General features: G+C 62.0%; 13 protein-coding genes. 8 read left to right on the forward strand and 5 right to left on the reverse strand.

From position 1 onward, the window contains the following. Positions 1-93 precede the first annotated feature (93 nt). Positions 94-1,803 (forward strand): long-chain-fatty-acid--CoA ligase FadD2, encoded by a 1,710-nt coding sequence (gene fadD2, locus BUC40_RS11625; RefSeq protein WP_073265771.1) that lies wholly within the window; start codon positions 94-96, stop codon positions 1,801-1,803. Positions 1,804-2,241: 438 nt separating this feature from the next. After that, positions 2,242-3,930, forward strand: a complete 1,689-nt coding sequence (gene fadD1, locus BUC40_RS11630; protein WP_073265773.1) for a long-chain-fatty-acid--CoA ligase FadD1 — start codon at positions 2,242-2,244, stop codon at positions 3,928-3,930. A 145-nt stretch (positions 3,931-4,075) separates the two neighbouring features. On the opposite strand, the gene BUC40_RS11635 is transcribed toward fadD1, so the two are convergent. From BUC40_RS11635 to BUC40_RS11645, 3 genes are all read right to left on the reverse strand, one after another. After that, on the reverse strand, positions 4,076-5,101 hold the full coding sequence (locus BUC40_RS11635; protein ID WP_073265775.1) for an apurinic/apyrimidinic endonuclease family protein: 1,026 nt from the start codon (positions 5,099-5,101) through the stop codon (positions 4,076-4,078). A gap of 87 nt (positions 5,102-5,188) precedes the next feature. Beyond that, a complete protein-coding gene (locus BUC40_RS11640; protein ID WP_073265777.1) occupies positions 5,189-6,355 on the reverse strand; it encodes a cyanate transporter in 1,167 nt (388 codons plus the stop codon). Beyond that, positions 6,352-7,254, reverse strand: a complete 903-nt coding sequence (locus BUC40_RS11645) for a DMT family transporter (RefSeq protein ID WP_073265779.1) — start codon at positions 7,252-7,254, stop codon at positions 6,352-6,354. Before BUC40_RS11645 ends, BUC40_RS11640 begins: the two co-directional genes overlap by 4 nt. Before the next feature lie 85 nt (positions 7,255-7,339). On the opposite strand from BUC40_RS11645, the gene BUC40_RS11650 reads away from it, so the two are divergent. From BUC40_RS11650 to BUC40_RS11670, 5 genes are all read left to right on the forward strand, one after another. After that, positions 7,340-7,837, forward strand: a complete 498-nt coding sequence (locus BUC40_RS11650) for a MarR family winged helix-turn-helix transcriptional regulator (RefSeq protein WP_073265781.1) — start codon at positions 7,340-7,342, stop codon at positions 7,835-7,837. A 14-nt stretch (positions 7,838-7,851) separates the two neighbouring features. After that, a complete protein-coding gene (locus BUC40_RS11655; RefSeq protein WP_073265783.1) occupies positions 7,852-8,148 on the forward strand; it encodes a hypothetical protein in 297 nt (98 codons plus the stop codon). 14 nt (positions 8,149-8,162) lie between these two features. Further along, positions 8,163-8,366: a hypothetical protein gene (locus BUC40_RS11660; RefSeq protein ID WP_073265785.1), complete on the forward strand. Its 204-nt coding sequence runs from the start codon at positions 8,163-8,165 to the stop codon at positions 8,364-8,366. Positions 8,367-8,654: 288 nt separating this feature from the next. Then, the gene (locus BUC40_RS11665) at positions 8,655-9,632 is read left to right on the forward strand and encodes a threonine/serine dehydratase (RefSeq protein ID WP_073265787.1); all 978 of its coding nucleotides are present in this window, start codon (positions 8,655-8,657) and stop codon (positions 9,630-9,632) included. Beyond that, positions 9,629-10,573: an ornithine cyclodeaminase family protein gene (locus tag BUC40_RS11670; protein WP_073265789.1), complete on the forward strand. Its 945-nt coding sequence runs from the start codon at positions 9,629-9,631 to the stop codon at positions 10,571-10,573. The genes BUC40_RS11665 and BUC40_RS11670 overlap by 4 nt, the downstream gene beginning before the upstream one ends. 10 nt (positions 10,574-10,583) lie before the next feature. Here the strand turns inward: BUC40_RS11670 and BUC40_RS11675 are convergent, their stop codons facing one another. Together BUC40_RS11675 and BUC40_RS11680 are read right to left on the reverse strand one after the other, a co-directional pair. After that, positions 10,584-11,195 (reverse strand): helix-turn-helix transcriptional regulator, encoded by a 612-nt coding sequence (locus BUC40_RS11675; RefSeq protein ID WP_073265791.1) that lies wholly within the window; start codon positions 11,193-11,195, stop codon positions 10,584-10,586. A gap of 148 nt (positions 11,196-11,343) precedes the next feature. Further along, a complete protein-coding gene (locus BUC40_RS11680) occupies positions 11,344-12,237 on the reverse strand; it encodes a LysR family transcriptional regulator (RefSeq protein ID WP_073265793.1) in 894 nt (297 codons plus the stop codon). Positions 12,238-12,331: 94 nt separating this feature from the next. Between BUC40_RS11680 and BUC40_RS11685 the strand changes: the two genes are divergently transcribed. Next, on the forward strand, positions 12,332-13,498 hold the full coding sequence (locus BUC40_RS11685) for an MFS transporter (RefSeq protein WP_073265795.1): 1,167 nt from the start codon (positions 12,332-12,334) through the stop codon (positions 13,496-13,498). The last annotated feature ends 75 nt before the right edge of the window (positions 13,499-13,573 follow it).

Below are 13,573 nucleotides of genomic sequence, written 5' to 3' on the forward strand. Positions count from 1 at the left end.
AATTCACGGTATTGATTGTGGCTTTGCCAGGCTGTGGCCGGCTGCTAAGTTCGTCCGGGTGATATCACCGTCGGAAAACAAGGGATAACAACAATGCAGCCCGATTTCTGGAACGACAAACGCGCCCCCGGCGTGGCCAACGACATCGACATGACGGCTTATCAGTCGGTGCTCGAGGTGTTCGAACGCTCCTGCAAGACCTTCGCCGACCGGCCCGCATTCAGCAATCTGGGCAGAACGCTGACCTACGGCGAGCTGGACAAACTGTCCGGCGCGTTTGCCGCCTACCTGCAGAAGCACACCAACCTCAAGCCCGGCGACCGCATCGCCGTGCAGATGCCCAATGTGCTGCAGTACCCGATTGCCGTGTTCGGGGCGATGCGTGCTGGGCTGATCGTGGTCAACACCAACCCGCTGTATACCTCCCGCGAAATGCGCCATCAGTTCAAGGACGCCGGGGTGCGTGCCCTGGTGTACCTGAACATGTTCGGCAAACTGGTGCAGGAAGTGCTGCCCGACAGCGAGATCGAATACCTGATCGAAGCGCGCATGGGCGATATGCTGCCTACGCTCAAGGGCTGGCTCATCAACACCGTGGTGAATAAGGTCAAGAAGATGGTGCCTCCCTACTATCTGCCCCAGGCGCTGTCGTTCAAACAGGTGCTTCGCGATGGCGCTAGCCTTACGGCGCGCCCGCTCACCGCCGGCCAGGACGATATCGCCGTGCTGCAGTACACAGGCGGCACCACCGGCGTGGCCAAGGGCACCATGCTTACCCACGCAAACCTGATCGCCAACATGCTGCAGGCCAATGCCTGCATGTTGCAGCACGGCCCCGATGGCACGCCGCTGATGAAGCCCGGTCAAGAAGTGATGATCGCGCCGCTGCCGCTGTACCACATCTATGCCTTCACCATGAATTGCATGTGCATGATGGTCAACGGCAACCACAACGTGCTGATCACCAACCCACGCGATATCCCCGGTTTCGTCAAGGAACTGGGCAAGTGGCAGTTTTCCGCACTGCTGGGTCTCAACACCCTGTTCGTGGCACTGATGGATCACCCGGATTTCGACAAGCTCGACTTCAGCCACCTCAAAGTCACCAACTCAGGCGGCACGGCGCTGGTCAAGACCACCGCCGAGCGCTGGAAACACCTGACCGGCTGCACAGTGGTGGAAGGCTACGGGCTCACCGAAACCTCGCCAATCGCCAGCGCCAACCCCAGTGGCGACTTGGCGCGCTTGGGCACCGTCGGCATTCCGGTGCCGGGCACGGCGTTCAAGGTCATCGATGATGACGGCAACGAGCTGCCGCTGGGCGAGCGGGGCGAGCTGTGCATCAAGGGCCCACAGGTGATGAAGGGTTACTGGAATCGTCCCGACGCCACCGCCGAGGTGCTGGACGCTGAAGGCTGGTTCAAGTCCGGCGACATCGCGGTAATCGACGAAGACGGATTCGTGCGGATCGTCGACCGCAAGAAGGACATGATCATTGTCTCTGGCTTCAACGTGTACCCTAACGAGATCGAGGACGTGGTGATGGCCCACAGCAAGGTGGCCAGTTGTGCAGCCATCGGTGTGCCGGACGAAAAATCCGGGGAGGCGGTGAAGCTATTCGTGGTCAAGCGCGATGAGAGCCTCACCGCCGAAGAGCTCAAGGCCTACTGCAAGGAGAACTTCACCGGCTACAAAGTGCCGCGGCATATCGTTTTCCGCGACTCCCTGCCCATGACCAACGTTGGCAAGATCCTACGCCGCGAGCTGCGCGACGAAGAGTTGAAGAAGCTTGGCAGGACTTAGTCAGCGGCATGACTCAACCACGAGGGCCCTGCATTGCGGGGCCTTTTGCTTCGTGGCAGATAGCGTCGTCTCAAATTCGTAGCCTGGCTACAAAAGCTTGTATTGCCGTCACGACGCGCCGCCTTCCAGGTTTTACATCACTTCTCCCATTGCCAATCCGAACCGGCAAAAAAGGCCGCAGGCGTCTATCATGGGCGTTGCCTGTCAGCTGACGATGAATTCTGCCCGTCAATCAGCGGCAGTAAAATGCTTTGTGACTTATTCTTTTATATCGGTCACTTTCAATACTGATCGGCCTTTTCGAGCTCTGGTCGGTATCTGGCAACTCTGCTACTCTCGGCCCCGCTTTGCGCCTCACAGAGGCGAACTGCCAGGCATACATACAACAAACAACCGCATACGCGGTGAAGACAAGCTGTTGCTTAGGAGTGGGTGTCCATGACCGAAAACTTCTGGACGGACAAATATCCCGAGGGGATCGCGGCCGAGATCGATCCCGACCAGTACCCCAACGTTCAAGCGGTACTGAAGCAGTCCTGCCAGCGTTTTGCCGACAAGCCCGCGTTTACCAACCTGGGCAAGACCCTCACCTATGGTGAGATGTACGAGCAGTCCGGCCACTTCGCGGCCTATCTGCAGCAGCACACCGATCTCAAGCCCGGCGACCGCATCGCCGTGCAACTGCCCAACGTTCTGCAATATCCGGTCGTGGTGTTCGGCGCCATGCGTGCCGGCCTGGTGGTGGTCAACACCAACCCGCTGTACACCGCACGGGAAATGGAACACCAGTTCAAGGATTCCGGCGCCAAGGCGCTGGTGTGCCTGGCGAACATGGCGCACCTGGCCGAGCAGGTTGTGCCCAAGACCGACGTGAAGACCGTGATCGTCACCGAGGTCGGCGATATGCTATCGCCGCTCAAGCGTCTGTTGGTCAATGCCGTTGTCAAGTACGTGAAGAAGATGGTGCCGGCCTATAACCTGCCGAGCGCCGTCAAATTCACCGATGCTCTGAGCCAAGGCCGTGGCAAGGCGATCAACGAGGCCAGCCCAGACGCGCAGGATGTTGCCGTGCTGCAGTACACCGGTGGCACTACCGGCGTGGCCAAGGGCGCGATGCTCACGCACCGCAACCTGATCGCCAACATGTTGCAGTGCCGCGAGCTGATGGGTTCCAACCTCAACGAGGGCAGCGAGATTCTGGTCGCGCCGTTGCCGCTTTATCACATCTACGCCTTCACCTTTCACTGCATGGCGATGATGCATTGCGGCAACCACAACCTGCTGATCACCAACCCGCGTGATCTGCCGACCATGATCAAGGACCTGTCCAAGTTCAAGTTCAGTGGTTTCGTCGGCCTCAACACCCTGTTCGTGGCGCTGAGCAATAACGAGGGTTTCCAGAAACTCGACTTCTCCAAGCTCAAGGTCACCCTGTCCGGTGGCATGGCGCTGCAGCAGGCGGCCGCCGAGCGCTGGAAACAGGTTACCGGCTGCGCGATTTGCGAAGGCTACGGCTTGACCGAGACCAGCCCGGTAGCGTCGGTCAACCCGGTAACCCACAACCAGCTGGGTACCATCGGTATTCCGGCACCGTCTACCCTGTTCAAGGTGATCGATGATCAGGGCAATGACCTTGATTTGGGCGAAACCGGCGAGCTGTGCATCAAGGGCCCGCAGGTGATGAAGGGCTACTGGCAGCGCCAGGAAGCCACCGATGAAGTGATCGACGCCAACGGCTGGTTCAAGACCGGCGACATCGGCATCATCCAGCCCGACGGCTACATCCGTATCGTCGACCGCAAGAAGGACATGATTCTGGTGTCCGGCTTCAACGTCTACCCGAACGAGCTCGAAGAAGTGCTGGTGACCCTGCCTGGCGTGCTGCAGTGCGCGGCCATCGGTGTGCCGGACGAGCGTTCGGGCGAGTCGATCAAGGTGTTCGTGGTGGTCAAACCGGGCATGACCCTGACCAAAGAGCAGGTCATGCAGCACATGCACGACAACCTCACCGGCTACAAACGACCCAAGCAGGTCGAGTTCCGCGAAAGCCTGCCGACCACCAACGTCGGCAAGATCCTGCGCCGCGAACTGCGCGACGAAGAGCTGAAGAAACTCGGCAAGAAGTAACCCTTCGCGCCGTAGCAAAAGGCCCTGCATCGCAGGGCCTTTTGCGTTGTGGGGATCGAGCTGTTCGATTCCGTAGCCTGGCGTTGAGCGCAGCGAAACCCGGGAATCAACCTGGGTCTCGCTGCGTCCAACGCCAGGCTACAAGTCAGGCGTCTTTCAGATACCGCTCGTAAAACTCGATAGTTGCCACATTCTTGTCCTTGGCTTCGAACATGATGTCGAAGCGATCTAGAAACTGCAGCACGTACTCGTTGGTCCAGTGGTTCCACATCCGCGCGCTGTGGCCGTACAGCTCGCGCTTGGGCGCGACCTTGAGTACCTCGGGCATCTCAAGTTTCTGCTCGGCGCTCAGCCCGAGTTCCTGCAGGCGTTCCTGAGGCTGCGAAAGGTGCATGGTCGGGCGTACACCGCGCCAGCTTTCGATGATCCGCGCCACGCGTTCGCTGTGCGGATCGATGTAGTCGTCCTCGTGAATCCAGCAGTGGTGTACGTCGAGCACTACGGGCGCGAGATCGGCCAGCCCCAGGCAGGCATCTACGCCGTAGGTCTTCTCGTCGTTCTCGAAGGTGATGCACTGGCGCGCTTCATGGGACAACCGCGGCCACACCGCACGAATACCGTCGCCACCCAGCTTGCCGGCGATATGCAGATTGCACTTGAAGTCCTGAAAGGTCCGCCCGTAACCCATCATGCGGATCATGTCGGCGTGGTACTCGAACTCGGCGAGGCTGTTTTCCACCACGTCCGGGCGATCCGAGCCCAGCACGCAATACTGGCCAGGGTGCATCGACAGGCGAATATTGGCCGCGCGCGCCACTTCACCAATCGCCGCAAAACCCTCGATCAGGCGCTGCTGCATCTCGGGTTGCTGATAGAAGGCGGCTACCTTCGGGTGGCTATAGAACGGCAGCAGGTCGCTGCTCAAACGCAGCATCTGCAACGGTTTTGGCAGCGTCACCACATAGGCGAGCAGGCGCAGCTGAGCTTGCAGGTTGTGCTCGACGATCTCGGTCAGCTTGGCGTATGCCACAGGCGTGGCGACGCTTTCCATCCACCGCAACGTTGTGGTGCGCGGATTGAACGCCGCCTCGATGGTTTTCAGCTCACCTGCCGGCAGGCTCTGGTCGGGGTGGCGGTACTGACAAGGGAAGCCAATGCGGTGTAGCGACATCTGTAACCTCGAAACAGAAGAGAGCTGCGCGTTCAGACAGGCGCGGCGTTCGATCACTCATTGTTTCGATTATGCCGCAGGCGGCGCTCAGCCGCCTCGCGTATGAAACCTACCGCTACCCGGTTTGAAACGCGTCGCCATGAGCATCAGTACCAGCGTGGCAGCGGCCATCATCAGCCAACTCAGACGCAGGTCGTTGGCGTATTGGCGCAGCAGGCCGGCGAGCAGCGGTGAGGTGGCGGCGATCAGGTAGCCGCCGCCCTGCACGAAGGCCAGCAGGTCGCCAGTCTGGCGTGGGTCGTCGAGATGATCCTGAGCGACCACCAGCGACAGCGGAAACAGCGCGCCGATACCGATGCCGATCAGCACGCAAATCGGTACTACCAGCGCTAGTGGCGCCAGCACCAGGGCGATCAGCCCAAGCAGCAGGCAAACCAGCACGACGCCCAGCAGCACGCGGCGATCCGGGCAGCGCGCCAGCAGGCTTGAGGCCAGCAGGCCGGCGGCGACTTCACAGAGCGTCAGGGCGGCCAGCAACAGGCCGCTGGCCTCGGCGCTCCAGCCCAGCGAGGTGTAGTAGGGCGGCAGCCAGGCCAGCACTAGCGTATAGCCGGCGGTGCCGACCCCGAAGAAGGCCATCAGCAGCCAGGCGCGCGGCGAGCGCCAGGGGTTGAGCGGCGCGGCTGCTTGGGCGGCAGCGGGTTCGTCGGCTGGCGCGGCGCGGTTCCACACCAGGCAGGCGACGATGGCCGGCACGGCCCAAGTCGCCAGTGCCCATGACCAGCCCAGCCACTGCGCGAGCCACGGCGTCAGCGCCGCACCGAAAGCCGCGCCGCCCATGATCGCGCAGCTGTAGAAGCCGATCAGGCGGCCGGCGTCATGGCTGAAACGCGCCTTGATCAACCCCGGTAGCAGTGCCTGCACGAAGGCGATACCGGCGCCGGCCAGTAGTGCGCTGATCAGCAGCGGCGTGGCCTGCGGCAGCAGTCCACGTGCCAGGCAGGCGACGGCGATCAGCAGGGTGCCGAGCCAGATGCCGCGGCGTTCGCCGAGCCTTCCGCGCAAGAAGGTCGCCGCCAGGGCGCCGAGGCCCATGATCACGATTGGCAGGCTGGTCAGCAGGCTGGCGCCCACGTGCCCCAGGTGCGTATCCAGCTGAATGCGGTCGAGCAGCGGGCCCACGGCCGCAAGTACGGGGCGCAGGTTCAGGCCCAGCAGAATGATCGCCAGCAGCAACAGGGTTTGCTTTTTCATTGCGCGTTCTCCTGAGCGCCGCGCCAGGCCACCAGTAGTACGCCGACCACGATGCACAGGGCTGACAGCGCCAGGCTCAGGCTGCCTTGTTCGCCAAGCAGACCAATGGCCATGGCCGCGCCGGTGATCGCTGCTACCGAGCCGATCTGGCTGAGAAATACGGTACCCGCCAGCTTCTGGAGGATGAAGAACAGCGCGTAGACCGCCGCGAACAACAGCATCTGCACCAGCATCAGGCCGACGCCCATGGTGCTGCTTAGGTTCGGCGAGAAGTCCACGCCAAACAGGGCCGTCAGCCCCAGCAGCAGCGCGCCACCCAGCAGCATGCCGGGCGCCAGCGACAAAGGCGCGGCGCCAATGGGCCAGTAACGGGCGCGGTAGATATTGCCCAACGCCAGGAACACTGGCACGCAAAGTGCGGCCACCACCCATAGCGCCGGGCTGTCGCCGCCGTGCAGCTTGTCGAGGGCCAGCAACAGGCTGCCGGACAGGCCGATGCAGATACCTACCAGGCGGATACGACTGAGCGCCTCCATGCGCAGCACCAGGGCCAGCAAGTAGGTGAACAGGGGCGGGAAAGCCAGGCACATCGAGGCGAAGCCGGCACCAACATGGCCGATTGAGCTGAACAGCAGGGCGTTCGGCAGCGCGATGCTGAGCAGGCCCGATGCCAGGTAATAGCGTTGTTGCGGCAGGCTCATGCCAGGCCGCTCGCCACGCCACCAGGCGAACAGCAATAACAGCAGACCGCCGCCGATCAGGCCCCACAGCAGGTAGGCCATCGGCTGCCAGCCGACGTTGCCGGCCAACTTGACCAGAATACTGGTGAGCCCCATTAGCGCGCCGATGGTGAATAGCAGGGCCAGGGCCAAAACGGGTCGATGCTGCGTGCCTGCCATGCAGGTGTCTCCTCTGACGGGTTACGCTAAGATGCAAACATTCTTTTTGAAAAGTATCTTGATGGCAAGATAAATTGAGGTCGACATGCGAGATCGAGCACACCTGGCCACCGAGCAGTGGCGTGAACAACGTCCGGATGTGGATGGTTTTGCCATGGCCGTGATTGGGCGACTAGGCGAGCTGAGCCAGGTGATCAGCCGCGACCACCTACTGCCGTTCTTCGCCAGTCACGGACTGCAGGCCGGTGAGTTCGACGTGCTCGCTACGCTTCGTCGCTCTGGCGAGCCCTATGCGCTGATGCCCACAGCGTTGTACGAAAGCGCGATGATTTCCTCCGGCGGCATGACCAGCCGCATCGACCGCCTGGAAAAGGCCGGGTTGATCGAGCGGCGCAAGCACCCGAGCGATCGCCGCGGCATTCTGGTGGCGCTGACAGCCGCTGGCTTTGAACTGATCGACAGCATGCTCGCCGCTCATGTTGCTAACCTGCAAGGCGTTCTGGCCGCCCTCAGTGACGAGGAAAAACAGCAGTTATATGCGCTCACCGGCAAGCTGCTGGCCAACCTGCAACCGGGTGAATGAAAGGAATCGAACCCATGTCGCTCACGGCATTGATCATCGGCGTGTTCGCCCAGCTCTTCTTCGCAGGCCTGCAAGGCCTGATCGTGGTGTTCTCCGGCGCGGCCATCGCCAACAACAGCGAGTTGACGCCCTTTCAGGACCGCCTGCTGTCGAGCCTGATGCTGTTGCTCCCTGGCATATCGCTGGCCACCGCCGGCCTTTTGGTGGTCGGCTACCTCAGCTCGGCGCCGTGGCTGTCCAACCTCTGGCATCTGATTCCGGTAGTGACGTTCGGGTTGTATCTGCTGTTCGTGCTGTTCCTGAATCGCTGAACAGGCAGGGCAGCATGGATGAGATTCTGGGCTACCTTGGTGGGCTGATCGAACGCGGTTTCCGGCTGTTCGGATTATGGATATTGAAGCTATTGACAGATGGCCGTTACAGAGACACCAACAGCTACCTGTATTTCCTGCCTACCTTCATCGGCTTCGTGACCCTCGCAGTCCTGTCGATCGCCATCCTCTGCATCTTCCTCTTCTTGCTCAGCTAGTCGCCTGGCTTTTGGGCGCGCGTAGCTGACTTCCTCTCATCATCTGGTGCTCTCAGTAGGGTGGGTCAGGGTGCGTAGCTGGCGCTTCACCTGCGCGGCCCGACCTGTCCGCCATCAGCGATTGATGACCTTGCTGGATATGGAATAAAAATCTAATATAGACAAATATTTTGTATCGCTCTGATTTTGGGCCTCCGCGGTCACAAGTCGCCATGCATGGCTTGTTAACCCGCATACCCCTACCAGAGCCGATTTCCGCATCATCATCTCCGACACTAGAGGTTCCAGATGCCACTCGACGATACCTACCTGCAGCAGCTTTTCGCGGCGATCAGCGAGGCGCATGTCGCGCTGCGTCCGGAGGTGGCGGTAACGCCGCTCGTTCACAGTGCGGCGTTGTCCTCGATGACAGGCTGCGAGGTTTACCTCAAGTGCGAGCACCTGCAGCACACCGGGTCGTTCAAGTTTCGCGGTGCCAGCAACAAGATTCGCCTGCTGCCGGAAGCGCAGCGCAAAACGGGCGTGATCACGGCATCGTCCGGTAACCATGGCCAGGCGCTTGCGCTGGCCGGCAGGACGCTCGGCGTGCCTGTCACCGTCTACACCACTGCGACGGCTTCGCGCGTCAAACTCGATGCCATACGTGCCCAGGGCGCAGAGGTGGTAAGCCTGGATACGGACCCGCTGAGTGTCGAGCTGGAAGCCGCCCGCCAGGCCGAGCAGCAGGGCAAGCCGTTCGTTTCCCCCTACAACGACGCCCAGGTGATCGCCGGTCAGGGCACCATCGGCATGGAGCTGTATGAGCAGGCCGAGCAGCTGGATGCGGTCTTCGTCGCGGTTGGTGGCGGCGGGATGATTTCAGGCATCGGCACCGCGCTCGACCGCCTGAGCCCGGCAACCCAGATCATCGCCTGCTGGCCTGCCAGTGCCCCGACGCTGCAGAAGTCGCTGGAGGCCGGAGCGATTATCGACATGGAGGAGGGCGAGACCCTGTCCGACGGTACCGCCGGCGGTGTCGAGCCGGGCAGCATTACCTTTCCGCTGTGCCAGCATCTGATCGATCGCGCCGTGCTGGTTTCCGAGCAGGAGATCAAAGAGGCAATGCGCGATGTTGCGGCAACCGAACGCTGGATCATCGAAGGCGCCGCCGGCGTTGCCATGGCCGCGATGAAAAAGCTCGCACCAGAGTTGCGCGGCAAGCGCGTTGCCGTGGTGATCTGTGGTCGCAACATCACCCTCGAAAAAATCCTCGGCGCGCTGGCGTGAGGATCGTCGACAAGCAGCAAATCGTTGCCCATATCGATCTCGACCTGGCGGTGCAGTGGATCGAAGAAGGCTTCGTCGCGTTCTCCAATGGGACGGTGCAGGTACCGCCCGTGCAGAGCTTTGCGTTCACCGGCGCCAATGGTGATTGCTGCGTTAAATCCGCCTTCATGGAGGGCAGCGAAACTTTCACCGTCAAGATTTCAACCGGCTTCTACGACAACCCCGGCAAGGGGCTGGCGAGCAATGACGGGCTGATGCTGGTGCTGTCGGCAAGCAACGGCCAGCCGATCGCGCTGTTGCAGGATGAAGGCTGGCTCACCTGCATGCGCACGGCGCTGGCTGGGCGTATCGCGGCACGGCTTCTCGCGCCGCGAGAGGTGCATGCCATTGGCATTCTCGGTACGGGGATGCAGGCGCGCATGCAGCTCGAACAGCTGCTGCCGGTTACCGCGTGCCGCAGGGTAATTGTCTGGGGGCGCAGCGAGGTTGCTCTGGCGTCTTATAAAGCCTTCGCAAGCGCGCTCGGATTCGAGGTTCACACCACCGTCGATCCGCGAGAGGTGGCGCAAGGTGCCAACCTGATCGTGTGTGCAACGCCATCGCGACAAGCGCTTATCGACAACAAGTGGGTCAGGCCGGGCACGCATATCACTGCAGTCGGCGCGGATGCGCCCGGTAAGCAGGAGCTCGACCCGCTGCTGGTCGCGCGTGCAGATCGCATCATCGTCGACTCGATCGTTCAATGCCGGCAGTACGGCGAGGTGTCCCATGCCTTGAAGGCCGGGCTGATCGAGGAAGGAAGGTTGAGTGAAATCGGCGCCTTGCTGGATGGGCGAATTAGCGGACGTGCGAATGACGATGAAATAACCCTCGTCGACCTGACCGGGGTCGCCATTCAGGACGCGCAAATCGCGCGCTGTGCGCTGCAGTCTCTGCCATGACTCGCCCGCCTCAGGTGGCGCGCAGGGCCTTGAGGTATTTGTAGACCGTCGCCCGGCCCATGTTCAGTACGTTGGCGATGTAGTCCGTTGCGCTACGCCCATCAAAAGCACCTTCGTTGAAAAGCGCCTCGATCAGCTCCTTCTTGTGCTTCTGGCTCAGTGTGCCGAGGGCCAGTTGCCTGTCGCGCAGCCAGCTGTGAAGAAAGGTGTTGATCCGCTCCTGCCAGTCATCCCGGAAGAGGGTGTCCGGTTGGGCAATGATGCGGCTCACCTGGAAGAACGCATCGAGTGCTTCACGCGCCTGCTCGAGTACCGACAGGTTGAGGTTGATGCACATTAGCGCTTTGGGCTGGCCTTGGTCGTTGCGCAGCACACTGCTGATCGAGCGGATTTTCTGGCCGTTCCAGTTCAGCTTCTCGTATGGGCCGAGATTGGACGCTGAGGCGAGGTCGCCCGCGATGTCCTCAAGGGCCGAATCGTCGCCGAGTGTGCGCTTGGAGATATTGTTGGCGATGTGCACAACCGTCTGGCTGGCCAGGTCGTGAATGACCACTTCCGCATGAGGAAAAAGCAGCGTGGCGATGCTGTCGGCAATGGCTTTGTAGTTGTCGAGATCTTTCATTGTTCAGCGCTTCGTTCCGGGTTCCATGGCAGGCACGGATGGTGTGTGCATGAGACTAATGGGGGCGATCATATCAGCTTGGTTTACCTGCCAAGCCCGGTTTGCTGCTGGCTTCACCAGCACCCGCCGAAGAGCCCTCATGAACCCCTTATAGGCGGTGATGCTCGATCAGAAAATCCACGAACAGCCGCACCCGCGCCGGCATCGTCGGGCCGCCGACGAATACCGCGTGGATCGGTTCCCGCTCGCCGGGGTTGTAGGCTTCGAGCAGTTGCACCAGATCGCCGCGCCCGATGTCCTCGTTGACCGTGAAGGCGCCGATACGGGCGATGCCGGCACCGACGCGGGCCAACTGCGCCAGTGCTTCGCCGCTGCTGCATTCGATGTTGCCGCATACCTTCAGGGAGAACACCTCGCCGTCGCGCACGAAGGGCCAGTTGGGCTCGGCGCGGCGGAAGTTGAAGCGCAGGCAGTTGTGCTGCAGCAGGTCTTCCGGCGCCTGGGGCGTGCCGTGACGCGCCAGGTAGTCGGGCGAGGCCACCACCACTTGGCCGGTGTCGCCGATCTTGCGAGCGGTCAGTGGGCTGTCCGGCAGGGGGCCGAAACGCACTGCTACGTCGGCCTGGCCGCCAAGAATGTCCACCACCTCATCGCCGAGAGTCAGGTCGACGACGATGTTCGGATAGCGCGCGCTGAAGGCCGCCACCAGCGGCACGATGGCCTGCCGACCATGACCGAGCGCAGCGCTGACCCGCAGGCGGCCCTTGGGCACGCTCTGGTCGGCGATGGCGTCTTCGACTTCCGCCAGGTCCGCGAGAATGCGCCGGGCGCCACGCAGATACGCCTCGCCTTCAGCCGTGAAGGTGATTGCCCGGGTGGTGCGCAGCAGCAGGCGGGTGCCCAGGCGCAGTTCGGTGCGGGCGATGATGCGGCTGACCGCCGAGGGCGTCATGCCCAGCGTACGCGCCGCTGCCGACAGGCTGCCTTCCTGCGCCACGCGCACCAGCACTTCCATCTCGCCTGATCGGCCGCCTACGTCCATTTGTGCCTCTGCAGCAAAGGTGTTTGCCAGAAATGCGGTCTACCGCCATTGGGGTCGGGATCGTAGCATTTGCGGCATAGATAAGGAGCCTCTCATGCGTATCAATCCACCCCTCGTCGCGCTCGCCACCGGTGCGTTCGGCATCGGCGTTACCGAGTTCGCCCCCATGGGCATGTTGCCCGGCATCGCCAGTGATCTTGGCGTGTCGATTCCCGCCGCCGGCCTGCTGGTCAGCGCCTATGCCATCGGTGTGCTGATCGGCGCGCCGCTGATGACTCTTACCACCGGCAAGATTCCCCGGCGCTACCTGCTGATCGGGCTGATGGCCATCTTCACCCTCGGCAACCTGATGTCCGCCCTGGCCACCGACTACACCAGCCTGCTGATCGCCCGTGTGGTCACCTCGCTCAACCACGGCGCCTTCTTTGGCGTTGGCTCGGTGGTAGCTGCCAGCCTGGTTGCGCCGGACAAACGGGCCGGCGCGGTCGCGGCGATGTTCATGGGCTTGACCCTGGCGACCATCGGCGGCGTGCCGCTGGCTGCCTGGTTCGGTGAGTTGCTTGGCTGGCGCACGGCGTTCTGGGGCATCTCCGGCCTGGGCGTGATCACCATGCTCGCGCTGTGGTTCGCCTTGCCGAACGTCGAGCTGCCGAAGAGCGATGGCGTACTCGCTGAAATCCGCGTGCTCGGCCGTGGCCCGGTGCTCGCCGCGCTGGCCCTGACCGTGGTCGGCTCCAGTGCGATGTTCACCGTGTTCACCTACATCGCGCCGATTCTCAGCACACAGACCCACGCGTCCACCGGCTTTATCACCGCCATGCTGGTGCTCTACGGTGTGGGCCTGACGCTTGGCAACATGTGGGGCGGCAAGGCGGCGGATCGCTCCATCGACCGCACCCTGATCGCCTCGCTGAGTGCGCTGATCCTGGTGCTGCTGGCCTTTACCGTGCTGATGCGTTGGCCGCTGCCAGCCGCGGTGGCCATTCTCATCTGGGGCATCGCTAGCTTCGCCATCGTGCCGCCACTGCAGATGCGCGTGATGGAGGCGGCTAAGGCGGCGCCCAATCTTGCTTCGGCGGTGAATATCGGCGCCTTCAACCTGGGCAATGCCGTAGGTGCCGCTGTCGGTGGCGTAGTGATCAACGCCGGGCTCGGTTATCCGGCTATCTCGCTGGCCGGAGCGGCGATGGCAGGGCTGGGGTTGTTGATGGTGTTGGGGTTTGCGTGGCGGTCGAGGGTAGTAGTGGCACCAGTGACCTAAAAAGGCGTTAATTGAAAAGGGACGGATTAAATAAATCCGTCCCTTTTTCGTTAGGGTGTCAGCTGGAAGGCCACA

Source organism: Phytopseudomonas punonensis (genome assembly GCF_900142655.1).
Lineage (GTDB): Bacteria > Pseudomonadota > Gammaproteobacteria > Pseudomonadales > Pseudomonadaceae > Aquipseudomonas > Aquipseudomonas punonensis.